27 protein-coding genes are annotated in these 25,893 nt (G+C 69.6%); 10 read left to right on the plus strand and 17 right to left on the minus strand.

Features of this window, described 5'->3' with window-relative positions; genetic code table 11:
- Positions 1-21 precede the first annotated feature (21 nt).
- From AC1DHY_RS01360 to AC1DHY_RS01375, 4 genes are all read left to right on the plus strand, one after another.
- On the plus strand, positions 22-732 hold the full coding sequence (locus AC1DHY_RS01360; RefSeq protein WP_476879500.1) for an exonuclease domain-containing protein: 711 nt from the start codon (positions 22-24) through the stop codon (positions 730-732).
- 272 nt (positions 733-1,004) lie between these two features.
- Complete coding sequence (locus AC1DHY_RS01365; RefSeq protein ID WP_476879499.1) at positions 1,005-2,030, plus strand: methionine ABC transporter ATP-binding protein; 1,026 nt, start codon at positions 1,005-1,007, stop codon at positions 2,028-2,030.
- Positions 2,030-2,701, plus strand: a complete 672-nt coding sequence (locus AC1DHY_RS01370) for a methionine ABC transporter permease (RefSeq protein ID WP_476879498.1) — start codon at positions 2,030-2,032, stop codon at positions 2,699-2,701. The genes AC1DHY_RS01365 and AC1DHY_RS01370 overlap by 1 nt, the downstream gene beginning before the upstream one ends.
- 108 nt (positions 2,702-2,809) lie before the next feature.
- On the plus strand, positions 2,810-3,652 hold the full coding sequence (locus AC1DHY_RS01375) for a MetQ/NlpA family ABC transporter substrate-binding protein (protein WP_476879497.1): 843 nt from the start codon (positions 2,810-2,812) through the stop codon (positions 3,650-3,652).
- Positions 3,653-3,772: 120 nt separating this feature from the next.
- On the opposite strand, the gene AC1DHY_RS01380 is transcribed toward AC1DHY_RS01375, so the two are convergent.
- Positions 3,773-5,182, minus strand: a complete 1,410-nt coding sequence (locus AC1DHY_RS01380; RefSeq protein WP_476903057.1) for an aminotransferase-like domain-containing protein — start codon at positions 5,180-5,182, stop codon at positions 3,773-3,775.
- On the opposite strand from AC1DHY_RS01380, the gene AC1DHY_RS01385 reads away from it, so the two are divergent.
- Both AC1DHY_RS01385 and AC1DHY_RS01390 read left to right on the plus strand, forming a co-directional pair.
- Positions 5,181-6,104 (plus strand): DMT family transporter, encoded by a 924-nt coding sequence (locus AC1DHY_RS01385; RefSeq protein ID WP_476880511.1) that lies wholly within the window; start codon positions 5,181-5,183, stop codon positions 6,102-6,104. The genes AC1DHY_RS01380 and AC1DHY_RS01385 overlap by 2 nt on opposite strands.
- The gene (locus AC1DHY_RS01390) at positions 6,104-6,739 is read left to right on the plus strand and encodes an FMN-binding negative transcriptional regulator (protein WP_476880512.1); all 636 of its coding nucleotides are present in this window, start codon (positions 6,104-6,106) and stop codon (positions 6,737-6,739) included. The genes AC1DHY_RS01385 and AC1DHY_RS01390 overlap by 1 nt, the downstream gene beginning before the upstream one ends.
- Here AC1DHY_RS01390 and AC1DHY_RS01395 read toward each other — a convergent pair.
- The 11 genes from AC1DHY_RS01395 to hemE form a co-directional block, all read right to left on the minus strand.
- Positions 6,720-7,649 carry a patatin-like phospholipase family protein gene (locus tag AC1DHY_RS01395; RefSeq protein ID WP_476903058.1) on the minus strand — a complete coding sequence of 310 codons (930 nt, stop codon included), beginning with the start codon at positions 7,647-7,649 and terminating at the stop codon, positions 6,720-6,722. The two genes, AC1DHY_RS01390 and AC1DHY_RS01395, sit on opposite strands and share 20 nt — an antisense overlap.
- 266 nt (positions 7,650-7,915) lie before the next feature.
- The gene (gene hemL / locus AC1DHY_RS01400; RefSeq protein ID WP_476878230.1) at positions 7,916-9,247 is read right to left on the minus strand and encodes a glutamate-1-semialdehyde 2,1-aminomutase; all 1,332 of its coding nucleotides are present in this window, start codon (positions 9,245-9,247) and stop codon (positions 7,916-7,918) included.
- A 5-nt stretch (positions 9,248-9,252) separates the two neighbouring features.
- Positions 9,253-10,380 (minus strand): LLM class flavin-dependent oxidoreductase, encoded by a 1,128-nt coding sequence (locus AC1DHY_RS01405; protein ID WP_476878229.1) that lies wholly within the window; start codon positions 10,378-10,380, stop codon positions 9,253-9,255.
- Entirely contained in the window at positions 10,377-11,360 is a 984-nt protein-coding gene (gene hemB / locus AC1DHY_RS01410; RefSeq protein ID WP_476903059.1) for a porphobilinogen synthase, read from the minus strand. Before hemB ends, AC1DHY_RS01405 begins: the two co-directional genes overlap by 4 nt.
- Positions 11,357-12,277 carry a uroporphyrinogen-III synthase gene (locus AC1DHY_RS01415; RefSeq protein ID WP_476878227.1) on the minus strand — a complete coding sequence of 307 codons (921 nt, stop codon included), beginning with the start codon at positions 12,275-12,277 and terminating at the stop codon, positions 11,357-11,359. Before AC1DHY_RS01415 ends, hemB begins: the two co-directional genes overlap by 4 nt.
- Before the next feature lie 20 nt (positions 12,278-12,297).
- A complete protein-coding gene (hemC, locus tag AC1DHY_RS01420; RefSeq protein ID WP_476878226.1) occupies positions 12,298-13,296 on the minus strand; it encodes a hydroxymethylbilane synthase in 999 nt (332 codons plus the stop codon).
- Positions 13,293-14,489: a ferrochelatase gene (locus AC1DHY_RS01425; protein ID WP_476878232.1), complete on the minus strand. Its 1,197-nt coding sequence runs from the start codon at positions 14,487-14,489 to the stop codon at positions 13,293-13,295. Before AC1DHY_RS01425 ends, hemC begins: the two co-directional genes overlap by 4 nt.
- Before the next feature lie 53 nt (positions 14,490-14,542).
- Positions 14,543-15,256, minus strand: a complete 714-nt coding sequence (gene hemQ / locus AC1DHY_RS01430) for a hydrogen peroxide-dependent heme synthase (RefSeq protein WP_476878225.1) — start codon at positions 15,254-15,256, stop codon at positions 14,543-14,545.
- Positions 15,257-15,354: 98 nt separating this feature from the next.
- A complete protein-coding gene (locus tag AC1DHY_RS01435) occupies positions 15,355-16,035 on the minus strand; it encodes a hypothetical protein (RefSeq protein ID WP_476878224.1) in 681 nt (226 codons plus the stop codon).
- Positions 16,036-16,215: 180 nt separating this feature from the next.
- Positions 16,216-17,733 (minus strand): protoporphyrinogen oxidase, encoded by a 1,518-nt coding sequence (gene hemG, locus AC1DHY_RS01440; protein WP_476903060.1) that lies wholly within the window; start codon positions 17,731-17,733, stop codon positions 16,216-16,218.
- A gap of 7 nt (positions 17,734-17,740) precedes the next feature.
- The gene (hemE, locus tag AC1DHY_RS01445; protein ID WP_476878222.1) at positions 17,741-18,874 is read right to left on the minus strand and encodes a uroporphyrinogen decarboxylase; all 1,134 of its coding nucleotides are present in this window, start codon (positions 18,872-18,874) and stop codon (positions 17,741-17,743) included.
- Between the two features lie 158 nt (positions 18,875-19,032).
- Here hemE and AC1DHY_RS01450 point away from each other — a divergent pair, with 158 nt between their 5' ends.
- On the plus strand, positions 19,033-20,382 hold the full coding sequence (locus AC1DHY_RS01450) for a glutamyl-tRNA reductase (protein WP_476878221.1): 1,350 nt from the start codon (positions 19,033-19,035) through the stop codon (positions 20,380-20,382).
- 28 nt (positions 20,383-20,410) lie between these two features.
- Here the strand turns inward: AC1DHY_RS01450 and AC1DHY_RS01455 are convergent, their stop codons facing one another.
- The 3 genes from AC1DHY_RS01455 to moeB all read right to left on the minus strand — a co-directional run bounded on the left by AC1DHY_RS01455 (position 20,411) and on the right by moeB (position 23,536).
- On the minus strand, positions 20,411-21,166 hold the full coding sequence (locus AC1DHY_RS01455) for a class I SAM-dependent DNA methyltransferase (RefSeq protein WP_476903061.1): 756 nt from the start codon (positions 21,164-21,166) through the stop codon (positions 20,411-20,413).
- A gap of 65 nt (positions 21,167-21,231) precedes the next feature.
- Positions 21,232-22,242, minus strand: a complete 1,011-nt coding sequence (locus AC1DHY_RS01460) for an SDR family NAD(P)-dependent oxidoreductase (protein WP_476878219.1) — start codon at positions 22,240-22,242, stop codon at positions 21,232-21,234.
- Positions 22,243-22,324: 82 nt separating this feature from the next.
- Positions 22,325-23,536, minus strand: a complete 1,212-nt coding sequence (gene moeB / locus AC1DHY_RS01465; protein ID WP_476878218.1) for a molybdopterin-synthase adenylyltransferase MoeB — start codon at positions 23,534-23,536, stop codon at positions 22,325-22,327.
- Between the two features lie 84 nt (positions 23,537-23,620).
- Here moeB and AC1DHY_RS01470 point away from each other — a divergent pair, with 84 nt between their 5' ends.
- The 3 genes from AC1DHY_RS01470 to AC1DHY_RS01480 all read left to right on the plus strand — a co-directional run bounded on the left by AC1DHY_RS01470 (position 23,621) and on the right by AC1DHY_RS01480 (position 24,941).
- Positions 23,621-24,289, plus strand: coding sequence for a TetR/AcrR family transcriptional regulator (locus tag AC1DHY_RS01470; protein WP_476878217.1), 669 nt, complete (start codon positions 23,621-23,623; stop codon positions 24,287-24,289).
- Between the two features lie 51 nt (positions 24,290-24,340).
- Positions 24,341-24,565: a DUF3107 domain-containing protein gene (locus tag AC1DHY_RS01475; RefSeq protein WP_476878216.1), complete on the plus strand. Its 225-nt coding sequence runs from the start codon at positions 24,341-24,343 to the stop codon at positions 24,563-24,565.
- A 73-nt stretch (positions 24,566-24,638) separates the two neighbouring features.
- Entirely contained in the window at positions 24,639-24,941 is a 303-nt protein-coding gene (locus AC1DHY_RS01480) for a hypothetical protein (protein WP_476878215.1), read from the plus strand.
- A gap of 102 nt (positions 24,942-25,043) precedes the next feature.
- Here AC1DHY_RS01480 and AC1DHY_RS01485 read toward each other — a convergent pair whose 3' ends face one another.
- Entirely contained in the window at positions 25,044-25,436 is a 393-nt protein-coding gene (locus tag AC1DHY_RS01485; protein ID WP_476878214.1) for a VOC family protein, read from the minus strand.
- A 28-nt stretch (positions 25,437-25,464) separates the two neighbouring features.
- Positions 25,465-25,791 (minus strand): YciI family protein, encoded by a 327-nt coding sequence (locus AC1DHY_RS01490; RefSeq protein WP_476878231.1) that lies wholly within the window; start codon positions 25,789-25,791, stop codon positions 25,465-25,467.
- Positions 25,792-25,893 lie beyond the last annotated feature (102 nt).

Below are 25,893 nucleotides of genomic sequence, written 5' to 3' on the forward strand. Positions count from 1 at the left end.
GGCAGCGGGTAGCGTTGAAGTATGAGCACCTGGCATACCCTTCCGCGCGCAGCGTTTGACCTCGAAACCACCGGCCGGAACTCCCGCGCGGCAAGGATCGTCACGGCCTCCGTCACCGTGGTGGATGCCGACGGTGCGGTCATCAAGGAACACGAATGGCTCGCGGATCCCGGGGTGGAGATTCCCACCGAGGCCAGCGACGTCCACGGTGTCACCACCGAGCAGGCCCGCCGGGAGGGACGGCCTGCCGCCGAGGTGACGCGGGAGCTGGCTGCCGTCCTGCAGGAACTGTTCGACGACGGGGTCCCCGTAATCGCCTTCAACGCCAGTTACGACTTCACGGTGCTCGCCGCGGAGTCGGCCCGCTACGGTGTGCCGCAGCTGAGCCGCTTCCCGGTGCTGGACCCGTTCATCATGAACAAGCAGGTGGACCGCTACCGCAAGGGCAAACGGACACTGACCGCCCTTTGCGAGGAGTACGGGGTCAACCTGGACAACGCGCATACCTCGGCGGCCGATGCCCTGGCTACCCTGCGGGTGCTCGATGCCATGGCCGGAAAGTTTCCCAAGCTGCGGATGCCGGCCGGGAATCTGCACCAGCTCCAGATCGAGTGGGCGTCGGCCCAGGCCACGGATTTCCAGAGTTACCTGCGCAAAACCAAGCCCGCGGCCGTGATCGAGGGCGACTGGCCGGTTCTGCCTCCCGAGGACGCGGGCCGGGGCGACTTCTAGCCCCCTCACCGCCCGGCACCAAGTAGCTGGGACGGAGATCACAGCCGCGTCCCTGCTCCCTGCGGCTCCTTAGGGCACCCCGGGATTCCGCGGTGCGCCCAACCCCGCACCCCATTCCCGCCACCCGGCGCCGAATCCGAAATTTCCTGCACCCAAATTCCCTTTGTGACGAATGTTATGCGCGAGTGGATGCCATTTTGCCCCGCTGACATAATTTAGTTCAGAACAGGGCGTGTGTTATTCCGCGCCCAAATCCGACCGCCAAGGGATAAATGATCACAGTTACCGACCTTCGCAAGGTCTACCGGCAGGGCAAAAAGGAAGTGGTGGCGCTGGACGGCGTCACACTCTCCGTGCCCAAAGGCTCGATCCACGGGATTATCGGCCACTCCGGTGCCGGCAAGTCCACCCTGGTCCGCTGCCTGACCCTGCTGGACCGCCCCACCTCCGGCTCCGTCAGCATTGACGGCACCGAGCTCAGTTCCGTGCGGGACTCCGAGATCCGGGCTGCGCGGCGACGCATCGGCATGGTCTTCCAGCACGCGAACCTGATGGACTCCCGGACGGCGGCCGGCAACGTGGCGCACCCGCTGGAACTGGTGAAGACCCCCAAGGACAAGATCCGCGCGCGCGTGGCCGAGCTCCTGAAGCTGGTGGGGCTCGAAGGTTTCGAGAACGCGTACCCGTCCCAGCTCTCCGGCGGCCAGCGGCAGCGCGTCGGCATCGCCCGGGCACTCGCCACGGATCCCGAGGTGCTGCTGTGCGACGAGCCAACCTCGGCCCTGGATCCCGCTACCACCGAGGAGATCCTGGACCTGATCCAGGATCTGACCCGGCGGTTGCAGCTGACGGTGCTCATCATCACCCACGAGATGAACGTCGTGAAGCGCGTCTGCGACTCCCTTTCCCTGCTGTCCCGCGGCCGGATCATCGAACACGGGGCCCTGCAGGACGTCGCGGGCGAACTCGACAGCAAGCTGGCCCGCGCACTGCTTCCGCTGCCGCCGTCGGAACCCCTGCACGGCGCGCTGCAGCGCGGGCCGGTCCTGGAAATCCTGTTCTCCGGTGAGAGCGCCAGGGAGCCCGTCCTGACCGGCGTCGCCCGGCACTTCGACATGGATTTGAACGTCCTCGCCGGCAGCGTCGAGACCCTTGGCGGCCAGCAGTTCGGCCACCTCCGCGTCCAGCTCGCCGAGAACGCCGACTTCGACGCCGTCCTGCGCTACCTGCACGATCGCGGCATCAGCGCAAAGCGCGTGTCCGCCGAGGCTGCAGCGGCGGAAGAAGGAGTGAACTAATGAATGACATTTTCGGTAACCCCGTCCTGGTCCGGGCCCTCCCCGACGCAATCGTGGAAACGTTGCAGATGGTCGGCATTTCGGCTTTCTTCACGGTGCTGATCGGCCTGCCGCTGGGCGTTTTCCTGCACGTCACCGCTCCCGGCGGCCTGCGCCCGATGCCTGTTACCAACCGCATCCTCAGCGACGTGATCGTCAACATCACGCGTTCCATCCCGTTCGCGATCCTGATGGTTGCCCTCATTCCGCTGGCCCGTGCGCTGACCGGGACGAGCCTGGGCCCGATCGCCGCGTCCGTGTCCCTCTCCATCGGCACCATCCCGTTCTTCGCCCGGCTGGTCGAATCCTGCCTGCGCGATGTGCACCACGGCAAGATCGACGCCGCCCAGGTGATGGGGTCGACCACCATGCAGGTCATCAGCAAGGTGATGCTGCGCGAATCACTGCCTGCCCTCGTTGCAGCCATCACCACTACGGTGGTGACCCTCGTGGGCTACTCCGCTATGGCCGGCCTCGTCGGCGGCGGCGGGCTGGGCAAGCTGGCCTACAACTACGGCTTCCAGCGCTTCGACGTCACGGTCATGATCGTCACCATCGTCCTGATCGTCGTCCTCGTCCAGGTCATCCAGCTCGTCGGCGAGCGGGTTTCCCGCAGCCTCGACCACCGCTGAGCCAGGCACCAAACCACCACAGCCTTGCAGCGGGTAGCCGCCCTCTGCACCTGCGCGGACCACGGCCCGCCGTCGTGTCCTCCGCCTCTTTCGAAAGGAACGCATCCGATGCGTAAGTCACTCACCCTCCTGGCCACCGGCATTGTCACTGCCCTGGCGCTGACGGCTTGCGGTGGTTCCTCCACCCCCAGCGCCCAGGTCACGACCCTGGATCCGGCCAAACCGGCCACCCTGAAGGTCGGCGCCAGCCCGGTTCCGCACGCCAAGATCCTTGAATTCATCAACCAGGAACTCGCCCCCAAGGCCGGCCTGAAGCTGGACATCAAGGAGATCGAGGATTACCAGACGCCGAACACCGCGCTGAGCGACGGTTCCCTCGACGCGAACTTCTACCAGCACCTGCCGTGGTTCGAGGACCAGGTCAAGACCAAGGGCTACAAGTTCGGCCACGGCACCGGCGTGCACATCGAGCCGTACGCCGCGTTCTCGGAAAAGATCAAGAACATCAAGGATCTCAAGGACGGCGCCAAGGTTGCCATCACGAACGATCCCTCCAACCAGGTCCGCGCCCTGAAGGTCCTCCAGGTGGCCGGGCTGGTCAAGGACATCAAGGATGACAGCACCGTGCTGACGCTCAGCGATGAGCAAAACCCGAAGAAGCTCCAGTTCTCCGAGAACCAGCCGGAACTGCTGATCAACGACCTCAAGGACCCGTCGGTGGACCTGGCCCTGATCAACGGCAACTTCATCCTCAAGGCCGGGCTGAGCACCAAGAACGCCCTGGCGGTGGAGTCCGTGGACAACAACCCGTACGCCAACTTCCTGGCCTGGCGTGAAGATTCCAAGGACGATGCTCGGATCAAGAAGCTCGACGAGCTGCTGCACTCCCCCGAGGTCAAGGCCTTCATTGAGAAGGAATGGCCCAACGGTGACGTGACTCCGGCCTTCTAGTCCGGACCGCAGGTCAACTTTCGGCACCCGCCATGGCGGGTGCCGAAAGTGTTTAAGGACGACGACGGCGGGTGCGGCTCCGGGGGCGGCGCAACCGCCGGCGGGTGGCGGCCGGGCCCGTCAGGCGGTGTCGGCGAGCGCCTCACCGAGGATGCGGGCGGCTTCCGGGAACCGTTCGGGGTTCTCGCCCGAGTAGTTCAGCCGGATGTAGGGTCCCGCCGGTTCGGCCGGGAACCACTCGGTCCCGGGTGCGATGACCACCCCGCGGGCCTCGCACTCCCTGGCGAGGCGGGAGACCTCCGTTCCCTCGGGCAGGCGGACCCACAGGTTCAGCCCGCCGGCGGGAATGTGTGCGATTTCGGCCGCCGGGGCGTACTGCCGGAGGCTGTCCACAAGGGAGTCCCGGCGTCCCCTCAGCTGCTGCCGGAATCCCCGCAGATGGCCGCGCCAGCCCGGCTGGGTGACGACGTCGAGGGCTGCGGCCTGCAGGAGGCCGCTGACATACATGGATTCGGCGGCGCGGTCGGCAAGGATCCTGTCCCGGGCCGGCCCGCGGGCGATGACCGCAGCGACCCGGAGCGCGGGTGAGACGCTCTTGGTGAGTGACCGGAGGTAGATGACATGGCCGTCGTCGTCAGCGGCGGCCACGGGCCGGGGTTCGGAGTCGATCGCGAGGTCATGGGCCCAGTCGTCCTCAATGAGGAAGGCTCCATGCCGCCGGACTGTCTCCAGCACGGCCCGCCCGGTTTCGGCAGGCCACTGGGCGCCGGTGGGGTTCGCGAACGTGGGCTGGGCGTAGAACCCGCGCGCGCCGGTCGCACGGAACGCCCTGTCCACCTCCTCCGGGTCGGGTCCCTGCGCCCCCGCGGGAACCGGAACCAGGACCACCCCGGCCTGCTCCGCCGCCAGGATCGCACCCCAGTAGCTCGGCGACTCGATCAGGAGCGGCTGCCCGGGGCCGATCAGCGCACGGAAGATGGAGCTGAGGCCGCTTTGGCTGCCCGAGATGATCAGGGCATCCCGGACCGACGGCGCCCGGACACCGGCGGGTGCGGCGTCGGCAAGTTCCTGGGCAAACCAGGCCTGCAGTTCCGGAAGACCCGCCACCGGAGACCGGGTCAGGGAAGCCTCAGTCCGCGCGGCGCGGGCGACGGCGGCGCGCACCAGGCGCTCGGGCAGTAATTCCTTGGCGGGGTAGCCCGAATGCAGCCCGATCACGTCCGGGGCGGGCACGCGCTGGGTCGATGACAGGAGCATCGACCGGCGCGGCGGGGCGCCCAGCGCTGCCGTTTGCCAGCCGTAGTCGGCACCCCGGGTGGGCCGTACCGTGCGCACAAATGTCCCCACGCCCGGCCTGCTCTCCACGAGGCCCGCGGCCGCGAGGAGGCGCATCGCCTTCTGCACCGTGACCGGGCTCGCGGCATATTCGGCCATCAGTGCCCGGTTGGACGGCACCTGGGCTCCCGGCGGAGCCTGGGCAATCCAGCGCCGCAAGCCGGAGACAATCCGGTCAGTGCTATCGTTGTTCATGACAGTACATAGTAGCGTTATCGTCCCAGTCGGGAAAGCGTTACCCGGCCGGTCCGGTCTGGGCTGGGGACTGCTCGGCGTCGCCGCGTTCTCCTTCACCGTGCCCCTCACCCGCGTCGCCACCGGCGGGTTCTCTCCCCTGTTCATCGGCACAGGCCGGGCCGCCGTCGCGGCCGTCCTCGCCATCGCCGCCCTCGCGCTGACCCGGCAGCGGCTGCCCGGCAGGACGCAGTGGGCCCGGCTGGCGGTTGTCGCCGGCGGCGTCGTGGCCGGATTCCCCCTCCTCACCTCCTTCGCCTTGACCACGGCTCCGGCCAGCCACGGGGCCGTGGTGATCGGCCTGTTGCCTGCGGCCACCGCCGTCGCCGCCGTCGTTCGCGGCAAGGAACGCGTCACGGTCGCCTTTTGGACTTTTGCCGCGCTGGGGGCAGCCGCGGTCCTGGTCTTCGCCGCCCTGCAGAACGGCGGCCTCAGCGGGTTGGGCTGGTCCGACGCGCTCCTGGTCGCTGCCGTGGTGGCAGCCGCCGTCGGCTACGCGGAAGGCGGCCTTCTCGCGCGGGAGATCGGGTCCTGGCAGACCGTTTCCTGGGCGCTGGTCCTGGCGGCCCCCGTGATGGCGGCAACCTCGCTGGCCGCCCTTGCCGCGCAGCCCCCGACAGCCACCGGGCCGGAGTGGCTGGCCTTCGCGTACCTCGCCGTCGTCAGCATGTTCCTGGGCTTCTTCGCCTGGTACCGCGGCCTCGCCATCGGCCCCATGGCGAAGGTCAGCCAAGTGCAGCTGGTCCAGCCGGTCCTGAGTCTTCTCTGGGCCGCCCTCATCCTGCGTGAAGAACTCACATGGTCCACGCTGGCCGGAGGCATCACGGTGATCCTCTGCGCCGGCCTGGCCGTCCGCACCCGCCTCAACAGAAAGTCCGTCTAATGCGCCACAGCCCCCATTTCCTGATGACCGACCCCGCTGAAGTGAAGCGCCTCATCCACGGCAACCCCTGGGCCACGTTCGTTTCGGCGACCGCGAAGGGCCTGGTCGCCTCGCACTACCCGGTCCTGGTTGACGACTGCGACGGCATCACCATCGTCAGCCACTTCGGACGCCCCGACGAAACACTTCACGAGCTCGGGCAGCACGAGATTCTGGTCATCATCCAGGGCCCGCACGACTACATCTCCCCCAGCTGGTACGCCCCCGGCGACCTCATTCCGACCTGGAACCACATCACGGCCCATCTCTACGGGACCCCGGAGATCCTCGGCGAGGAGGAGAACTATGCAATGCTCTCCCGCCTCACCGACCACTTCGAACAGCACCAGCCGGACGGCCGCAGCCTTGCCGAGAATGAAGCGGGCACCCGCCGGGCCGCGAAAGGCACGGTTGGCCTGCGCATGCGGGTCGACCGCTTCGACGCCCGCGCCAAGCTCAGCCAAAACAAGTCCCCCGAGGTGGCGGCCAACATCACCGCGCACGTCGGACACCACAACCCGGCCCTCGCCCAGGAAATGCAGCGCCTGCACGGCGGCGGGCCGGGCGTGGACCAGGTTACCCCCAGAAACCGGTGAGCTGCCCGGCGAGGAGAGTGCCTTGGCTGTATCCGGCCCGGGCCGCCGGTGGGCGCAGCGACGGATCCATCGCGTTGGCGCCGAACAGATGCTCGGCGGCGCTGTCCGGGCCAATCGTTTCGACCCTGCTGCCACGGGACCGCAGTTCGTCGGCCTGGGCTGCCAGCTGCATGCCCCAGGCCAACGGCATCCGGGTGCGTCCCCCGAACGGCGACAGGACCAGCACCTGCTGGTAGCCGGCCGCAAGGTCGGCGTTCTCGTTGCGCCGGTAGCCGCCGTCGATATACCGGCGCTTTCCGATCGTGTAGGCGAAGCCGCTGGAACAGCTGGCGGCGACGGCGTCCGCCAGCTCGACTCCGCTGTGCCGGTCAAACACCACCGGGTCACCGGTTTCGGCATCGACGGCGGTGATCAACACCGCACGGTCCGGCCAGTCCTGCCGCGGCAGCCGGGCGGCGACGGTGTCCCGCCACTGTGTTTGGCGGGACCCGTCCGACGCCGCAGCGAGCGCCAGTGCCGCTGCCCCCATCCGGCGGCGCATCTCCGCCGCGTCCCCGGCCGCGCCGATGATTCTGTCGGTTCTTTCCAGATGGTTGACCACCTGCCCGGTCGGCCCGGATCCTCCGCCCGAGGCCCCGGGGCCGGTCCGGCGCGGAGGTACGGCGGCGAGCGTGGCGGCAAGAAGTTCGCCGGGTGTTGCGCCGGCTATCTGGGCTGCGGCAGTGGATCCTGCGGACGTGCCGATCAGCAGATCGGCCCCGGTGACGTCCAGTCCGGCGTCGAACAGCCCGGCGACGACGCCGATCAGCCAGGCGTTGCCGGTGGACCCGCCCCCGCCCAGGACGAGGGCACGACGGCCCGGAGTGTGCGGAAGTGAAGTGTGGGAAGTTGAAGCTGGTGTGGTGTTCATGGGAGTCGCCTTTCGCGTTTTTGCCTGGCGGGCGCTCCCAGCTGCGACTATGCCCGTCGCGCGATCGTTGACTTCAGGGGAGCACCCATTGTGGATACTGCGGACATGGGTCTCACCTCCTGTGGTTGATTTACGATCACCGGAATATTCGCACACGGTCGCCGCCGTGCGCAATGGGCATCGGCGCGGCGCGGGATTGCCGGCTGGCCGCGCCAGGGTCGCCGGGCCGGGCCGGGCATACTGGCCCGGCCCGCCGCGGCCCCCGCTTACGGCTGCGCGGCCGCGGCGGCCTTCGCTGCCGCCGGCAGGGCGTCGAAGATCCGGTTCATCGCGGCGTCGTCGTGCGCGGCGGAAAGGAACCATGCCTCGAAAACGGACGGCGGCAGGTACACCCCGGAGTCCAGCATCGAGTGGAAGAACGGCGCGTACCGGAAGACTTCCTGGCCCTGAGCGTCGTCGTAGTTGTGCACGCCGCGAGCCGACGTGCCGAACGCGACGGAGAACAGGTTCCCGGCACGCTGGATGGAGTGGTCCACGCCGGCGGTGTCCAACGCCGAGGACAGCGCGCCCGAGAGTTCCAGTGACCGGGCATCCACGAAGGAGTACACGTCCTTGGTGGCATGCGTGAGGGTCGCGACGCCGGCGGCCATGGCCACCGGGTTCCCGGAGAGGGTGCCGGCCTGGTAGACCGGGCCCACCGGGGCGAGGTAGTCCATAACCTCGGCACGCCCGCCGAGGGCCGCCGTCGGCATGCCCCCGCCGATGACCTTGCCGAAGGTCAGCAGGTCCGGGGTCCACGGTTCCGCGGCGTCGGCGGCCCCGCCGGTCAGGCCCCAGTAGCCGGAGTACCCGGTGCGGAAGCCGGTGAGGACTTCGTCGAGGATCAGGAGTGCGCCGTGCTCGCGCGTGATCCGGGCCAGCCCGGCGTTGAAACCCTCGCCGGGGGTGACCACACCCATGTTGGCCGGTGCGGCCTCGGTGATCACGGCGGCGATGTTGGGTCCGTGCGCCGCGAAGGCGGCTTCGACGGCGGCGAGGTCGTTGTACGGCAGCACGAGGGTCTCGGCGGCGGTGGCGGCCGTGACGCCGGCCGAACCCGGCAGCGCGAGCGTGGCGAGGCCGGAGCCGGCGGCCGCGAGCAGACCGTCCAGGTGGCCGTGGTAGCAGCCGGCGAACTTGATGACGAGGTTGCGTCCGGTGAAGCCACGGGCCAGCCGGATGGCGGTCATGGTGGCCTCGGTGCCGGTGGAGACCATCCGGACCCGCTCGGCTGCCGGAACACGTTCCTGGACGATGGCGGCGAGGTTCGCCTCGTCAGGGGTCGAGGCGCCAAAGGAGAGGCCGCGGTCGACGGCGGCGTGCACGGCCGCGAGGACGTCGGGGTGGGCGTGGCCCAGCAGCGCCGGCCCCCAGGAACAGACCAGGTCCACGTACTCGGCGCCGTCGGCGTCAGTCAGGTAGGCGCCCTTGGCGGAGACCATAAAGCGCGGCGTACCGCCCACAGAGCCGAAGGCACGGACCGGAGAGTTGACGCCGCCGGGCATCAGGCTGCGGGCGCGGTCAAAGAGTTCCTCGTTGCGAGGGTGGCTGGAAGTCATGGTCCCTATTCTTTCAGTGACTGGTCGGGTGCGGATGCCGCGCCGGACAGCAGCGCGTGCACGCGGGGCGCCACCTCGGTGCCAAACAGCTCGATGGAGCGCATCATGGCGGCATGCGGAAGGGTTCCGTTGCTGTATTTGAGGTCAAAACGGTCCACACCCAGGTTCCGTTTGAGCAGCGTGATCTTGGTGGCGACAGTTTCCGGTGAGCCGACGTAGAGGGCCCCTTCGGGGCTGCACAGGTGGTCGAACTCCTCCCGGCTGCCCGGTCCCCAGCCGCGCTCCGCGCCGATCTGGTTGCGCTGTCCGAGCCAGTGCGGGAAGAACTCCTCCCGTGCTTCCTCGTCCGTGGCGGCGAGGTGTCCGGGCGAGTGGGTGGCCATCTGCTGCATGGGGTGCCCGTACTTGGCCATGGCTTCGCGGTAGAGCCCGGCGAGCGGTCCGAAGGAACGCGGCTGGCCGCCGATGATGGCGAAGATGATCGGGTAGCCGTACTCGGCACAGCGCAGCACGGATTCGGGGGTGCCGCCGACGCCGATCCAGGCCGGCAGCAGGTGGTGCTCCAGCGGCGGGTAGACGCTGAGCCCGCGAATCGGCCGGCGGGTCCGGCCCTCCCAGCTGATCGGTTCCTGGGCCCTGGCTCTGTCGAAGAGTTCCAGCTTTTCCTCGAACAGGACGTCGTAATCGGCCAGGTCCAGCCCGAAGAGCGGGAAGGATTCGACGAATGACCCGCGGCCCAGCATCACCTCGGCGCGGCCGTTGGAGATGGCATCGACGGTGGCGAAGCGCTGGAATACGCGGATGGGGTCATCGGAGCTGAGCACCGTGACGGCGGAACCCAGCCGGATGTTCTTGGTGCGTGCGGCTGCGGCGGCGAGGAAGACCTCGGGTGCGGACACGGCGAAATCCTTGCGGTGGTGCTCCCCCACCCCGAAGGCGTGCAGCCCCACCTGGTCGGCAAGTTCGGCCTGTTCCAGCAGCTGCCGCAGAACCTGGGCGTGCGGGACCGGGTGGCCGTCGGGGAACACTCCGACGTCGCCGAAGGTGTTCAGGCCCAGCAGGATGGTGTCCGTTCCTACAGGGGCGGTCGGGTTGGCTCCTGCCGCCGGGCCGGGCGTGGCCGGGGCGCTCATCGGGCGTCCTTCAGCCAGCCGGCGAGTTCCGCGGCCCAGTAGGTCAGGACCATGTTGGCGCCGGCCCGTTTGATGCCGAGCACGGATTCGGTGATGGCGGCGCGCCGGTCGATCCAGCCGTTGGCCGCTGCGGCCTCAATCATCGAGTACTCGCCGGAGATCTGGTAGGCGGCAACGGGGACCGGGCTCATCGCGGCAACGTCGGCAAGAATGTCGAGGTAGCTCATGGCGGGTTTGACCATGACCATGTCAGCGCCTTCCTCGAGGTCCAGTTCCACTTCGAGGATCGCTTCGCGGCGGTTGGCGGCGTCCATCTGGTAGGTGCGCCGGTCTCCGGTGAGCTGCGAGTCGACAGCTTCGCGGAAGGGCCCGTAGAAGGCGGAGGCGTACTTGGCTGCGTACGCCACGACGGCGGTGTTGGCGTGGCCGGCTTCTTCCAGGGCCTGCCGGATGACGGCGATCTGGCCGTCCATCATGCCGGACGGGCCAAGCACGTGGGCACCGGCCTCGGCCTGGGCCACGGCCATCCGGGCGTAGATCTCGAGCGTCGCGTCGTTATCGACGTAGCCGTTCGCGTCCAGGACGCCGCAGTGCCCGTGGTCGGTGAATTCGTCGAGGCACACGTCGCTCATGATCACCAGCTCGTCGCCGACCTCGGCCTTGACGTCGCGGATGGCCTTGTTCAGGACACCGTCCGGGTCCAGGGAGGCCGTGCCGCGGGCGTCGCGTTCGGCCGGGATGCCGAAGAGCATGATGCCGCCGACGCCCAGCTGGACGGCTTCGGCGGCGGCGCGCTTGAGCGAGTCGGTGGTGTGCTGCTGCACGCCGGGCATCGAGGCGATGGGGTTCGGTTCGCTGAGGCCCTCGCGGATGAAGGCGGGCAGGATCAGTTCGGCCGCGGAGAGGCGGTATTCGGCCGTCAGCCGGCGCATCGCGGGGGTGGTGCGGAGCCGGCGGGGGCGGTGGGTCGGGAAGCTCATGTTGGGTCCTTCACAGTGTGCTCGGGGTCAGGGTGGGGTGCGGGGTGAACCGGGTCCAGGGCCTGGATAACGGCGGCGACGAGTCCGGTGGCGGTGGGTTCCTCGGCGACGGCGGCGACGGGGAGCCCGAGGGCGAGGGCCTCGGCCGCCGTCGAGCGTCCGATCGCCACGAGCAGGCAGTCACCCAGTGGCGAGAGGCCGGCATGGATGCGGCGGGCCGCGCTCGGTGAGGCGGCGACGACGGCGTGCAGGGCTCCGGCGTCGAGGGCAGCCTTGGCGTCCGCCATGGCCAGGACGACGGCGTCGTCGGCTGCGGCCGCCGGGCTGCCGGGGAGGCTGCGCCGCGGGTCCGCAGGATAGTCGACGGTGCGGTAGGCGGTGACGGCCTGGACCGAGGCGCCCCGCGCCGCCAGTCCCCGCCGGAGCCGCGGGTCGGCGATGTCCGCTTGCGGCAGCAGCACGCTGCCCTGGCCGCCGGGCCAGATGTCGAGGAGGCCCGCGCCGGACTGCTGCCCGGCCGGGGCGAGATCGACGGCGATGTCCCGGGCCTCCAGCACGCGGCGGGTGGCCGGGCCGATGGCGGCGACCTGCAGGCTCCCCGGCAGCCAGGCGCTGAGGTCCTTACCGCGTTCGGCCGCTTTGGCTTCGAGGACCTGGACGGTGGTCACGCTGCTGACCACCAGCCACGAGTAGGCTCCGGCGCCGAGCGCGTCAAAGGCAACGTCCAGGGAGTGCTGGTCCGGGGCGAGCTCAAAGTCGATGAGCGGCAGCAGCAACGGTTCGGCCCCGGTCTCGCGGAGGGCCGCCACCAGCGCACCGGCTCGGTCCGGACTGCGGGTCACCAGGACCCGGGCACCCTCAAGCACCCTGGGCCCGGCCTCCCCGTCCGGCCGGCGGCTGGCGCTGCGGCGTCCCATCAGGCTGGAATCCGTCCGGCTCAGGAAGCTGCCAGGTCGGCGATGTCGGCAGCGCCGGCCGCGAGCAGCGCCTCGGCCAGTTCGATGCCCAGCAGGGTGGCCCCCACCTCGGTCAGCCCGTCGGTGACCTTGGAGTCCCGGACGGTTGCGGTCCCGTCCACGGCACACACCACGGCTTCGAGGTGCAGCATGCTGCCCTTGCGTTGGGCGTAGGCTCCCACCGGGGCTGCGCAACCGGCTTCCAGCCTGGCCAGGAGGGCGCGCTCGGCCGTGACGGCCAGGCGCGTGTCGGGATCGTCCAGGGCCGCGAGGGCCTGGGCGAGCACCCCCTGTGATCCCTCAGTGGACCCTGCCTTCCGCGGGGCATCCCCGGTGCGGCACTCGATCGCGAGGGAACCCTGGCCGGCGGCCGGCAGCATCACGGTGGTGTCGAGGTACTCGGTGACGGCGTCCTGCCGGCCGATCCGGTGCAGGCCGGCGGCGGCGAGCACCACGGCGTCGAGGTCGCAGGATTTGCCCTCCACGACGTCGTCCGTCGTGTTCCCGGGCAGCCCCGGGACGCGGCCCAGGCGGGTATCAACGTTGCCGCGGATGTCCCGGATGTCGAGGTCAGGGCGGGCCGCGCGCAGCTGGGCCGCGCGGCGGGGCGAGCCGGTGCCGACGGTGGCGCCGGCCGGCAGCGCGGCGAGGGTGAGGCCGTCCCGGGCGCAGAGCACATCGCGGACGTCAGCGCGTTTGGGGGTCGCCGCGAGGCTCAGTCCGAGCGCCGCGCCGGTGGGCAGGTCCTTCAGTGAATGCACGGCGACATCGCACGCGTCCCGCAGGAGGGCGTCGCGCAGCGCGGCCACAAACACACCGGTGCCGCCCATTTGGGACAGCGGGCCGGTCAGCACGTCACCGTCGGTGCGGATGTGCACCAGTTCCACCGGGAAACCGCCGACGGCGGCCAGTTGGTCCGCGGTCTGTTGGGTCTGGGTCAGGGCCAGTTTGCTGGCCCGGGTGCCGATCCGGACCGTCACAGCGCGGCCTGGCCGGCCGTGGACGACGCCGTGCCGGCCGGGTAGGGGTCGTGCCCGGTCCCAACAGAGGTGTCTGCGCCCGCGATGGTGGGCTTTTCGCCGCGGAAGTTCGCGCAGCAGCCGGGGCGGCAGACGTCGTACCAGGGGCCGAGGTTGGTCAGGTGGGGCCGGTCGGCGATGGTGTTCGCCGCGGTCCGCTCGCTGATGAGGTCCACGATTCCGGCCACGAATTTACGGTGCGTTCCGGGGGTGGGCACACGGGTGGCGGCGATGCCGAGCTTGCCGCAGGTTTCCAGGGCTTCGGTGTCCAGGTCCCAGACCACCTCCATGTGGTCGCTGACGAAGCCGAGCGGCACGATCACCACGCCCTTGACTCCCTGGCCGGCGAGTTCCTCGATCGCGTCGTTGATGTCGGGCTCAAGCCACGGCACGTGCGGGGCGCCGGAGCGGGACTGGTATACGAGGGACCACGGTGCGGTCAGGCCGGTCTCGGCTTCCACCCGGCGGATGACCTCGGTGCCTGCCGCGAGGTGCTGGGCCACGTAGGCGGAGTCTTGTTCGAACTGGCGCGGTTCGCCGTCGGACCGTCCGGCGGCCTCGGCGTCGCGGGTCGGAATCGAGTGGGTCGCGAACAGGATGTGGACCGGCGCGTCAGGGGTTCCGGCGGCGGCCAGCTGGGCCCGGACGTCGGCGAGGCCGGCGGCGGTGCCTTCGATGAACGGCTCCACAAAGCCGGGGTGGTCGAAGTACTGGCGTACCTTGTCCACTTCGAGTTTGCCGTCCAGACCTGTCTCGGTCAGGGCCATGCCGATGTCCTCGCGGTACTGCCGGCAGCTGGAATAGCAGGAGTACGCGCTGGTGGTGATCATCAGGACCTTGCGGTGACCGGCGTCGTAGATTTCCTGCAGGGTCTGCGGGATGTACGGGTCCCAGTTGCGGTTGCCCCAGAACACCGGGAGCCCGATGCCGCGGGCGGCGAGCTCGGTTTCCATGGCGGCCTTGAGCTGGCGGTTCTGTTCGTTGATCGGGCTGATGCCGCCGTTGGCGCGGTAGTGGTGCGAGACCTCTTCGAGCCGTTCGTCCGGGATGCCCCGGCCACGGGTGACGTTGCGGAGGAACGGGATGACGTCCTCCTGCCCCTCGGGGCCGCCGAAGGAGGCGAGCAGAACGGCGTCGTACTCCTTGGGCGCCATCCGGCCGGCCTCGGTGATGGGGTTCACGGCGGTGAGCGCGGCGTCGATCGGGCTCACGCGAGGACCTCGGCGATCTCCGTGGCGTTGATGCGCCGCCCGGTGTAGAAGGGGATTTCCTCGCGGACATGGTGGCGGGCCTCGGTGGCGCGCAGGTGCCGCATCAGGTCAACCAGGTCAACCAGTTCCGGGGCTTCCAGGCCGAGGATCCATTCCCAGTCGCCGAGGGCGAACGAGGACACCGTGTTGGAGATGACCTGCGGGAAGTCCCTGCCCAGGAGGCCGTGGTCACGGAGCATTGCGCCGCGCTCGGCGTCCGGCAGCAGGTACCACTCGTAGGAGCGGACGAAGGGGTAAACGCAGAGCCACTCGGCCGGCTCGACGCCGCGGGAGTAGGCGGGCGTGTGGTTCTTGGCGAACTCGGCCTCGCGGTGCACGCCCATGGCGGACCATGCGATCTCGGTGCCGGTGAACAGCTTGCTGCGGCGGATGTCGCGCACGGCCCGCTGCAGGGCCTCGGCACGGGGACCGTGCAGCCAGACCATGATGTCTGCGTCCGCCCGCATTGCCGAAACGTCGTAGCTGCCGCGGTGGACAACGCCGTCTTCGGCGAGCCGCCCGATCAGGGCGTCGAAGTCCTCGGCGGCGTCGCCGCTGCGCAGGACGTCCGCGGAGCGCTTGAAGACCGTCCAGAGCGTGAAGAATTGCTCGGTCGATTCCTCGGCTGCTGCTCCGGTTTTAGTGACAGATTCGGCAGAAGTGTGGCTCATGCATACCAGTTTGCCCCCTCCCCCGGGCTAAGTCGAAACAGAGCACTTCTACAAGGCGTAGAAGTGCTCAATTTCACAGCGGGGCGGGGTTGGCGGGTTTAGATCCGGCGCATCCGCAGGACCACTGCTCCTGCTCCGAGGGACACAGCCACCAGGCAGATCCCCCAGCCCACCAGTGCGGAGGGCCCGGACGACTGCACCGAGGACGCCGCCTGCATGGTGTCCCCGGACGGGCTGGGCGACGCCGGGGTCGCTTCCTTGGCGGCGGACATGGTGGTGGCGGACCGGGGCGTTCCGCTCGGAGTCGCCGACGGGGTGCCGGCCTTGCCGGCGGCGGTGCCGGTAGCGGCTTCTGACGGCGTGCCGGGCGCGGCGGCCTGGCTGCCGGCGGCGGGGGCCTGCACGGGGGCCGGTGCCTGCTGGGTGCCGGAGGCCTGGGTGCCGGTGGCCTGGCCGGTTGCGGGCACGGCGGGCGCCGGCTGCGGGGCCGTGGTCCCCGGTGCGGCAGGTGCACTGGCCTGCCGGGTGGCGCGCTGCGCCGGCGTCTCAGTCGGGTCCGGCGCGGCCGACGACGGCGGCGCGGTGCTCTGGGTAGGGGTGGGGCTGCTGGAGCCTGACGTCGGGGAGGGCGACGGCGACGGCGACACGATGCCGCCGATCAGGTCGCCGATGCCCACGGAAATCGAGGCCGAAGGGCCGTCCGGGCTGGGCGACGGGGTGGCCGCCTGTGTGGCAGGAACTCCTGCGGTGAGAGCCAGTACCGCTCCGAGCGCTGCCACTGCCGTGCCGCGTCGAAGTCCCCCATGGTGACCGGCCGGCGTTTCTGGAACCTCGGACCTGTGCATAACCATGGTCATCGACCCTAGCCGCTGAACGGCGCGGGGGAAAATTTGCGGAAACACCCCTGTTCCGGTTAGCGCGTCCCCGTCCGGAGCCGGACGGCGGCCCGCTGGGACCCGTCAAGGGAGCAGGGACGCCACCTGTTTCGGGGTGTCCGCGACGATCGCGGCGAGCCCGTTTCCGGACAGCCAGCCCCCGACCACGGCGAGGTTTCCTTCAGCGGCGCAGAGCCGCCGGACCTGGTCCACCCGCTGCCGGTGGCCCAGGGTGGCGAAGGGCAGGGCGCCGGACCAGCGCACCACGTCCCAGCCGACGACGTCGCCCGCGGACAGCCGGACACCGAGCAGCGACGAGGCATCCCGGAGCGCGGCATCGAACAGCTCGTCGTCGCTGCGGGACACGGGGCTGCCGGCGGCGGGTTCGTCCCCGCCGCGACCGTAGGAGAGCCGGAGGACATGCCGGCCCGGCGTCGTGCGTTCGGCCAGCCACGCCCATTTTGCGGTGGCATGCGTCAGGGCCTTGGCCAGGACGCCGGGGCTCTGCGGGGCCACGAGCACCCCGGTCCCGCGCGGTGCGGCGTCGAGGGCGGGGCGGTCCAGCACCAGGGTCACCAGCCGCACGTCGGGGCCGGCTTCCGGGCGGAGTGATTCCAGGGCCGGCAGTGTGCCGGCGAGAAGGTCGACGGCGGCCGGCCCCTCGATTGCCACCACCAGCCGTTCGGCCTCGTACCGGGCGGTCCCTGAGGTTACGCGCCAGCCGCCCGACAGGCGCTCCACAGCGTCCGCCCGCGAGGAACTGAGCAGGCTGACGTCCAGGCCGCGGAGCTCGGCCAGGAGCGCCGCGATCAGGGTGTGCATGCCGCCACGGAGACCGGCGACGGCGGATCCCGCCTTCGCGGGACCCGGCTGGCCGGCCGCCTGCCCCGGGTGTTCCGGGTGCTCCGGGCGCTCCGCAGGCTGCTGGCGTTGCGCGCCGACGGCGGCGGGTCCGCGGCGTTGCGCGGCGACGGCGCCGGCGAGGGAACCGTGGGCCCGGATGCCGGCCCGCAGCCCCGGGGCCACCATGTCCACGTCCAGCAGGGCGGGGTCCGCGGAGTGCACGCCACCCACCACGGGGGCCACCAGGCGTTCCAGGACGCGGCGTCCCATCCGGATACGGACCAGGTCAGCGACGCTGGTGGCCTGCGATGACGTGCCGGCCGTGGCCGGAAGCACTGCGTCCAGGGAGGCACGGAGGGATCCCCACAGGCCCAGCGAACGGCGCACCTCGGGGTCCCAGGGATTAGCGGGGATGCCCAGGACCCCGGTCTTGGGCAGTTCCCGGGGTCCTTCGGGGAGCTGGACCCAGGCGCCCCCGGGGTTGGGCGGAACGATCTGCGGGCCGAGGCCCAGGTCCTCGGCCAGGCGCGCCACCGCAGTGGACCGGGTGGCGAAAGACTCGGCGCCGTTGTCCAGGGTCAGGCCGGCCACCACGTGGCTGCCCACGCAGCCGCCCCATTCCGCGGAGGCCTCCAATACCGTGGTCCGGACGCCGGCGCGGGCCAACTCCCGGGCGGCAAGCAGGCCGGAGATGCCGCCGCCCACCACGACGGCGGTCGGCGCGGGAAGGGCGGAGCCTGCGGCAGGGCCTGTGGCCATCCGGGGCCTACTCCGGGTCGATCGAGTGGATCAGTTCGACGACGCGGGTCAGCACCGCGGCGTCGGTCTCGGGCGGCACGCCGTGGCCAAGGTTCAGGACGTGGCCCGGAGCCGAGGCGCCGGCGGCGATGACATCCCGGACGTGGGCCTCGAGGATCTCCCAGGGCGCGGACAGCAGTGCAGGGTCGATGTTGCCCTGCAGCGGCACGGTCCCGCCGAGCCGGCGGTTGGCTTCGTCCAGGGGCAGCCGGTAGTCGACCCCCACAACGTCCACACCGACATCGCGCAGCGCAACCAGGAGTTCCGACGTGCCGGTACCGAAGTGGATCAGCGGGGCCCCGAGGTGCCGGACGTCGTTCAGGGCCCGGGCCGATGCCGGCGCGACGTAGCGGGAGTAGTCGGCCAGCCCCAGTGAGCCGGCCCAGGAATCGAAGAGCTGGCCTGCGGAGGCGCCGGCCTCCAGCTGCGCCCGGAGGAACATCCCGGAGGCATCGGCGGCCCAGTTGGCCAGCGCCGTCCACGTTTCCGGGTCGGCGTGCATCATGGTGCGCGGGCCGAGGTGGTCGCGGGAGGGCTTGCCTTCAACCATGTAGGCGGCCAGGGTGAACGGGGCTCCGGCGAAGCCGATCAGTGGGGTGCTGCCCAGCTCGGCAACGGTGAGGCGCACGGCCTCGCGGATGGGCTCAAGGGCTTCCCAGGTCAGCTGCGGGAGGGCAGCGACGTCCGCGGCGGTGCGCACCGGCTTCTCCAGCACCGGGCCGACGCCGGGGACGATGTCCACGCCGACGCCCGCGAGCTTCAGCGGGATAACGATGTCGGAGAAGAAGATCGCTGCGTCGACGTCGTGCCGGCGCACCGGCTGGAGGGTGATCTCGGAGGCGAGTTCCGGGCGCAGGCAGGAATCGAGCATGGCCACGCCTTCGCGCACCTTGAGGTATTCGGGCAGCGACCGGCCGGCCTGGCGCATGAACCACACCGGGCGCCGGGACGGCTTGCCGCCGCGGTACGCGGTGATCAGCGGTGAATCGGCGGTGCGGCCGTCCATCAGGGGGTGGCCGGCGTCGAGGCCGTTCATTGCAGTGCCGTCGATTGCCGTTCCGTCGACGGCGGTGCCGTTCGTTGCCGCAGCGCTAGGTGTCATGCCTTTGATTGTGCCGAAAATCGGCCCCAAAAGATAACGACAACCTGTCAGCGAAGGCCGCCGGTCCCCTGTCGTGGCGGGAATCACAGCCAGGGGTGCGCAGTCCCACGTCCGGTAGTTGTTCTACACGGGCACGAAAAAGCTATGATTGTGGTGCTGTGGTTCTTTTCTCATTGGTGGCTACACACGCCGACATCGACCTGGAAACCGTTGCTCAACTGAGCACCGGCGCTTCCGGGCTTGCCACATCCGCCCTCGCCGGATCGCCGGCGGTGTCGGGTGCCGTTGTCCTGGCCACGTGCAACCGGTTCGAGATTTACGGCGAAGCCCCGCACCCTGACGACGTCGAGGCGGCGCGTGCCGCGCTGGTCTCCCAGATCAGCGGCGCCAGCGGCCTGAGCGAACAGCTCGTCTCCCGCTCCTTTAATACCCGCACCGGCCCGGATGTCACGCGGCACCTGTTCGCCGTCAGCTCGGGCCTGGATTCCGCCGTCGTCGGCGAACGCGAAATTGCCGGCCAGGTGCGCCGGGCCCTGATCGCGGCCCAGCACGACGGGACGGCCAGCGCCGGACTCGTGCGCCTTTTCCAGGCCGCCTCCAAGACCGCCAAGGACGTCGGGGCGCAAACCGCCCTGGGCTCCCGCGGGCTCTCGATCGTCTCTGTCGCCCTGGACCTGGCCACCGATCTGTCCGAAAACCCCGACTGGTCCAGCAAAAAGGCCGTGGTCTTCGGGACCGGCGCGTATGCCGGGGCCACCATGTCCCTGCTGCGTGAACGGGGCTGCACCGACATTTCCGTCTTCTCCTCCTCCGGACGCGCCGCCGGCTTTGTCGCCACCCGCGGCGGCACCGCCCTGGACAGCGCAACCCTGCCCGGCGCGGTGGCGGCCGCCGATGTGATGATCGGCTGCAGCGGCTCGGACAACCGCGTCGAAGCGCCGGAGCTCGCCCGGATCCGCTCGGCCTCGCCGCAGCCGCTGATTGCCATCGACCTGGCGCTGACCCACGATTTTGACCCCGCAGTGGCGGAGCTCGACGGCGTGGAACTGCTCACCCTTGAATCGGTCCGGCTGGCCGCCCCGCAGGAACAGGCCGAGTCCCTGACCCAGGCCAGCGGGATTGTTGACGGCGCCGCAACCGCCTTCGAGCAGGAACGGCAGTCTCGCTCCGTCGATTCAGCCATTGTTGCCCTGCGCCGCCACACCATGGACGTGCTCGACGCCGAAATGGAAAAGGTCCGCGCCCGCCACGGCTGCACGGCCGCTGCCGAGGAAGTGGAGTTCGCGCTCCGCCGGATGGTCAAGCAGCTCCTGCACGTCCCCACGGTCCGGGCCCGCGAGCTTGCTGCCAACGGCCAGCAGGACGATTACGTGGCCGGCCTCGAGGCGGTCTACGGCATCACGGTCGAACAGCCCGCCGCTGCACGGCCGGCTGCCGACGCCGCCGCCGAATGCCCGGTGGACCACAACTCCCTCCCAGCCGTCGACGGCCGCCGGGAAACCGCCTGACCCTCGGCGTCAGGCCACCCCGGCCACGTCAGCCTTCGCTGAGCCGGTACACCGAGACGTGGCTGCGGGACTCCGCGGTAAATTCGCTGCGGTCCCAGTCCGCCCAGCGGGATTCCAGTTCGAAGCCGGCCAGGCGCGCCATCAAGTCAAGCTCGCTGGGCCAGACGTAACGGTGCGGCGTCCGGCCGATCCGGGCATTCCTGCCGTCCGAGAGTTCGGGGCCAAACCGCACATGGTGTGAGACGACGTGCTGACGCAGCACATCGTAGGTGTCGACCAGCAGGTATCCGGGCTCGCTCACTTCCACAGTTCCGCCCCTCCCGGGGGCCAGCGAACGCAGCTGGGGGACCCACAGCTCAATGACGAAGCGGCCGCCGGGGGCAAGGTGGCGGGCGGCGTTCTGGAAGCACCGGACCTGTTCGTCCTGGGTCAGGAGGTTGGCGATGGTGTTGAAGACGAGGAATGCCAGCGAAAAGCCTGTCCCGGCCGACGCGTCGACCATGCTGCCCTGGACCACCGGAATGACGTCCGCCCCCGGTTTCTCGCGGAGCCGGGCGATCATCGCGTGCGAAAGTTCGATCCCGCTGACCTGCACGCCCGCCTCGGTGAGGGGAAGGGCCACCCGGCCGGTGCCGACAGCGAACTCGAGTGCCGGTCCGCCGCCGGCCAGCGCGGCGAGGACCTCGACGGTGGGCCCGAGGACCTCGGGGGCGAACATCCCCTCCCCCGGGGTGTCGTACTGCTTGGCGGCGTCCTCGTCCCAGAGCTCCTGCTGGCTGATCATCGGGCCACTATTGCACCGGCGCCGTCCTTTCGCCAGTGGCCGGCCCGCGCCGGGTCCCCTTCGGACTAGTGTTCCGTCGCGAACGCGTCTACACCCGTCAGCCCGGCCGACAGCTGCCACAGCCGTTCGGCGTCCGCCCGGTCCACGGCATGGGCGTCCACTCCCCTGATCCGGGCCAGCGGCGTCCCCGTCTCGGTGGGCTCGGCGACGTCGCAGTCCTCGCAGTAGACGCCGCCCTTGCCGTCAAGCTGCGGGGAGGTAGCCGCCCACACCGACGTCGCGGCGCCCTGGGCGGGGGTCTTGAAGTGCTCGTTGAGGTTGCCCTCCGCATCCATCCAGCCGGAGGCGATCATTTCCTCGCGGGGAAGGTGGCGCTGCAGCTCGGTCATGATGCCGCCCGGGTGCACCGCGAAGGCCCGCACGCCGGAGGACCGTCCGAGCGCGTCCAGCTGCACCGCGAACAGGGCGTTCGCCGTTTTGGCCTGCCCATAGGCCTTCCACTTGTCGTAGCCGGTGTCGAAATTGATGTCGTCGAAGCGGAGCGGCGAGAGTTTGTGGCCGGTCGAGGACAGTGCCACCACCCGGGCACCGTCCCCGGCGGACAGGGCGGGCCAGAGCAGGTTGGCCAGCGTGAAGTGGCCCAGGTGGTTGGTGGCGAACTGGGATTCCCAGCCCGGACCCACCCGCTGCTCGGGGCTGGCCATGATCGCCGCGTTGTTGATCAGGATGTCCAGGCTGCCGCCCTCGCCAAGGAACCCGGAGGCGAGGAAGTCGGCGGCGAAGGACCGCACGGCGTCGAGGTCGGCCAGGTCCAGCGCGGCGACGCTGACATCCGAGAGGCCGGCCTCGTCCAGGACCTTGCGGGCGTGGTCGGGGCGGCGTGCCGGCACCATCACGCGGGCACCGGCCGAGTGCAGCGCGCGGACCGTCTCCAGGCCCAGCCCCGAATACCCTCCGGTGACCAGCGCGGTTTTCCCGTGCAGGTCGACGCCGGCGACCACCTCCGCCGCCGTCGTGCGCGGGCCGAACCCGGACCCGATCCGGTGCTGCGGGGTGGTGCTGCTGTCTTCAGTCATGGCGGTGCCTCTCCGGTTGGGCCCGTGCGGGCCGGGGAATCGTCGCCGGGCAGGGTGGCCGGGGACAGCTTTGGGTCGGACGCTAGTAGACCGGCTTTTCCGGTTCGACGTCGCGCACCCAGGCGAGGATGCCGCCCTCCAGGTGGCTGACGCGCTCGTAGCCGGCGGCCCGGGCGGCTGCCAGGACTGCCGCGGACCGGGTCCCGGCCTTGCAGTGGAACACAATGTCCGTGTCCTGCGGCAGTTCGGCCCAGGCCTCGCCGGCGAGGATCCTGCCCTGCGGAATGAGCGTGGCGCCCTCAATCCGGACAATGTCGAATTCCCCGCTCTCGCGCACGTCCACGAGCTGGAAGTCCTTGAGCCCGGCCTTGCGGGAGGCGAGCATCGTGGCGAGCTGGGTCGCGGTGACGGTGTGCTCGGTGCCGGCGTCCGCGGCGGGGGTGATGCCACAGAAGGCCTCGTAGTCGGTGAGCCCGGTAATACGCTCCGCCTCCGGGTCACGGGAGACTTTGATTTCGCGCCAGCTGCCGCCCAGGGCGTCGAAGAGCGCCACCCGTCCCAGCAGGGAACGTCCGACGCCGGTGATCAGCTTGACCGCCTCCGTCACCATCAGCGAGCCGACGGCGGCGCACAGCATGCCGAAGACGCCGCCCTCGCCGCAGGACGGGACGGAGCCCGCCGGCGGGGCCTCCGGGTACAGGTCCCGGTAGGTGGGGCCGTATCGCTCCCAGAACACACTGACCTGCCCGTCGAAGCGGAAGATCGAGCCCCACACGTAGGGCTTGCCGAGGATCGCCGCGGCATCGTTGACCAGGTAGCGGGTGGCGAAGTTGTCGGCGCCGTCGACGATGAGGTCGTAGCCGGCGAAGAGCTCCAGCGCGTTGCCGGCGTCCAGCCGGACGTTGTGCAACCGGACATCAACCAGCGGGTTCAGGGCCGCAATGGCATCGCGGGCGGATTCGGTCTTCGGCCGGCCAACGTCGGCGACGCCGTGGATCACCTGGCGCTGGAGGTTGCTGAGGTCAACTGCGTCGTCGTCGATGATGCCCAGGGTTCCCACCCCGGCGGCGGCCAGGTAGAGCAGGGCGGGCGAGCCGAGGCCGCCGGCCCCGATGACCAGGACGCGGGCGTTTTTGAGGCGGCGCTGCCCGAGTGTGCCGATCTCGGGAATGATCAGGTGCCGGGAGTAGCGCTCCACCTCTTCGGGTGTCAGTGCGTCGGCCGGTTCAACCAGCGGCCCGGCGGCAGGGGCCGGGGTTGCGGGGGTGCCGTTAGCGGTCAACTGGGAAGCCATACTTCAATGTATGCCCGAAGATGCGGCCAGGTCATATTACCCCCGCGTAAAGTGGAGCTAACAGCGAGGGAAGGCGGGCCTACAGTGGTTCATCAGGCACCGGTCGAGCACGGCCACACCGGAAAGTCGTCGGCAGGCCAGGCACGGGGCGGCACCCAGCGTTCGGCGCGCCTGCCGCGGGACGAGCGGCGGGCGCAGTTGCTCGCCGCCGCGCAGGAAGTTTTCGTAGCCAACGGCTACCACGGTGCTGCCATGGACGAGATCGCCGAGACGGCCCACGTGAGCAAGCCGGTGCTGTACCAGCACTTTCCGTCCAAGCGGGAGCTGTACCTGGCCCTGCTGGACAGCCACCTGTCCACCCTCACCGAGCTGTTGCTGGGCGCACTGAACTCCACCACGGACAACGACGAGCGCGTCCAGGCTGTGATGCGGGCCTATTTCCGCTTCATCGCCAACGACGACCAGGCGCACCGGCTGGTCTTCGAGTCGGACCTGGTCAACGACCACGACGTCAGCGCCCGGCTGGAAACCTTCAACAAGACCTTCGCCGACGCTATCGCCCGGGTCATCGCCGAGGACACGAAGCTGCCGCTCCTGGAAGCCCAGCTCCTGGGCCGCGGCCTGTCCGGCATGGCGCAGGTCAGTGCCCGCTATTGGCTCGAAACGGACGGAAACCTGGACCTCGATGTGGCCAGTGACCTGATTTACCGTTTAGCTTGGCGCGGAATCTCCCGCTTCCCCAAAGAGTCCTAGAGTAGAAATAGAAAACACCCTGAACACTTTGATTGGCTTGGAGGCCTTGCTGTGGAAGTAAAGATCGGCATTCAGAACATCGGCCGCGAAATTGCCCTTGAGTCGAACCAGGACGCGGATGCGGTGGCGACGCTCGTTGCCGAGGCCATTTCCAAAGGAACCGAGCTCCGCCTGACCGATGAGAAGGGCCGCCTGGTCATCATCCCGGCGAACGTCCTGGGCTACGTGGAAATCGGCGCCGAAGAAGTCCGCCGCGTCGGTTTCGGCGCCCTCTAGCTACCCGGCGCGCGCCCGGCCCAGCGGCGCCGTCGTCCCGAACCCTCAACCCGCAGTTCACAAAGGAGTCTGAATGCTGTCACTGATTGTGGTCGCCATGGTGGCCGTGGCCGCGGGTTTTGTGGTGTGGGCCAATGACAGGCGCCACGCGAAGTACGGCATCACCGTTCCGGCCGGGATCGCCCTCGGGGTCGGGATGCTGAGCTGGATTATCTTTATGGCTGCGGGCTTCGGCTACCAGCCCGGCCTGACCTGGATCCCGTGGATACTGCCCCTGCTGCTGGGCGCCGCGGCCGCGGTAGGTGCTGCACTGTTTCTCGGCAGGACCCGTGCCAAGCACGACATCGCCCGGATGACCGCTATCCTGCGGCTCTAGCCGGTCTGCGGCTCTAGCCGGTCGCGGCACACGGCGCGTCGCGGCACACAGCACTGTGGCCACTCCCCCTCGGGCGAGTGGCCACAGTTCTTTAACCTGGCCTCAGTGCTGGTGGGCGTCCTTGACCTCGGGCCGTGTGGCCTCCTGCAGGACCCAGCGGTTCCCATCCGGGTCGCTGAAATAGGCGAAAGCGATCCCGCCCATGTCCTGGACCTCGCTGATCTCCGCTCCGCGGCGCAGGAGTTCCGTGCGGGTGGCGGCCATGTCCGGCACCACCAGCTGCAGGCCTTCGAGGCTCCCCGGCGCCATGCCGGTCATTCCCGTGCCGATGACCACCGAGGTGGCCGACCCGGGCGGCGTGAGCTGGACGACGCGCATGCCCGGGATGTACTCGACGTCGTGGTCCAGGGCGAACCCCATCTTTTCGGTGTAGAACGCCTTGGCGGCATCCACGTCGGCGACCGGTACCTGGACAACTTCGAGGCGCATTTCCATGGTCATCACACTACCCCGCCGTCCACGGCTAGGATCCGAAAGGCCACACGGGCCTGATCTCGATTTTTCCGAACTTTGCCATCGGATGCTTGGAAGCGACCTCGATCGCCTCGTCCAGCCCGGCGCAGTCGATGATGTCGTAGCCGGCCACCCACTCCTTCGTTTCGGCGAACGGGCCGTCCACCACCATCAGCCGCCCTTCCCGCACCGTGACGGTGGTTGCGTCCTGCACCGGGCGGAGCCGGTCACCGTGCCGGGCGATCCCCCGGGCCTCCACGTCGGCGGACCATTCCTCGATGTTGTCCTCCGCGGCCACGTAGGCGGGTGCGGTGGGATCGGTGCAGATGAAGAGCATGTATTCCACGCTGGCTCCTTGGGTTGGTTGTTGTTAGCTACATCTCTACTACGTGCGGGCAAGCGCGAAAAAGACATCGGCCGGAAAAATGTTTTCCGGCCG

It is taken from the genome of Arthrobacter sp. 05L44 (assembly GCF_056397605.1).

Bases quoted from the DNA above. Each gene is read 5' to 3' on its own strand.
- AC1DHY_RS01360 (WP_476879500.1), top strand. From the start codon at position 22: ATGAGCACCTGGCATACCCTTCCGCGCGCAGCGTTTGACCTCGAAACC.
- AC1DHY_RS01365 (WP_476879499.1), top strand. From the start codon at position 1,005: ATGATCACAGTTACCGACCTTCGCAAGGTCTACCGGCAGGGCAAAAAG.
- AC1DHY_RS01370 (WP_476879498.1), top strand. From the start codon at position 2,030: ATGAATGACATTTTCGGTAACCCCGTCCTGGTCCGGGCCCTCCCCGAC.
- AC1DHY_RS01375 (WP_476879497.1), top strand. From the start codon at position 2,810: ATGCGTAAGTCACTCACCCTCCTGGCCACCGGCATTGTCACTGCCCTG.
- AC1DHY_RS01385 (WP_476880511.1), top strand. From the start codon at position 5,181: ATGACAGTACATAGTAGCGTTATCGTCCCAGTCGGGAAAGCGTTACCC.
- AC1DHY_RS01380 (WP_476903057.1), bottom strand. From the start codon at position 5,182: ATGAACAACGATAGCACTGACCGGATTGTCTCCGGCTTGCGGCGCTGG.
- AC1DHY_RS01390 (WP_476880512.1), top strand. From the start codon at position 6,104: ATGCGCCACAGCCCCCATTTCCTGATGACCGACCCCGCTGAAGTGAAG.
- AC1DHY_RS01395 (WP_476903058.1), bottom strand. From the start codon at position 7,649: ATGAACACCACACCAGCTTCAACTTCCCACACTTCACTTCCGCACACT.
- hemL (WP_476878230.1), bottom strand. From the start codon at position 9,247: ATGACTTCCAGCCACCCTCGCAACGAGGAACTCTTTGACCGCGCCCGC.
- AC1DHY_RS01405 (WP_476878229.1), bottom strand. From the start codon at position 10,380: ATGAGCGCCCCGGCCACGCCCGGCCCGGCGGCAGGAGCCAACCCGACC.
- hemB (WP_476903059.1), bottom strand. From the start codon at position 11,360: ATGAGCTTCCCGACCCACCGCCCCCGCCGGCTCCGCACCACCCCCGCG.
- AC1DHY_RS01415 (WP_476878227.1), bottom strand. From the start codon at position 12,277: ATGGGACGCCGCAGCGCCAGCCGCCGGCCGGACGGGGAGGCCGGGCCC.
- AC1DHY_RS01425 (WP_476878232.1), bottom strand. From the start codon at position 14,489: ATGGCGCCCAAGGAGTACGACGCCGTTCTGCTCGCCTCCTTCGGCGGC.
- hemQ (WP_476878225.1), bottom strand. From the start codon at position 15,256: ATGAGCCACACTTCTGCCGAATCTGTCACTAAAACCGGAGCAGCAGCC.
- hemG (WP_476903060.1), bottom strand. From the start codon at position 17,733: ATGGCCACAGGCCCTGCCGCAGGCTCCGCCCTTCCCGCGCCGACCGCC.
- hemE (WP_476878222.1), bottom strand. From the start codon at position 18,874: ATGACACCTAGCGCTGCGGCAACGAACGGCACCGCCGTCGACGGAACG.
- AC1DHY_RS01455 (WP_476903061.1), bottom strand. From the start codon at position 21,166: ATGATCAGCCAGCAGGAGCTCTGGGACGAGGACGCCGCCAAGCAGTAC.
- AC1DHY_RS01460 (WP_476878219.1), bottom strand. From the start codon at position 22,242: ATGACTGAAGACAGCAGCACCACCCCGCAGCACCGGATCGGGTCCGGG.
- moeB (WP_476878218.1), bottom strand. From the start codon at position 23,536: ATGGCTTCCCAGTTGACCGCTAACGGCACCCCCGCAACCCCGGCCCCT.
- AC1DHY_RS01480 (WP_476878215.1), top strand. From the start codon at position 24,639: ATGCTGTCACTGATTGTGGTCGCCATGGTGGCCGTGGCCGCGGGTTTT.
- AC1DHY_RS01485 (WP_476878214.1), bottom strand. From the start codon at position 25,436: ATGGAAATGCGCCTCGAAGTTGTCCAGGTACCGGTCGCCGACGTGGAT.
- AC1DHY_RS01490 (WP_476878231.1), bottom strand. From the start codon at position 25,791: ATGCTCTTCATCTGCACCGATCCCACCGCACCCGCCTACGTGGCCGCG.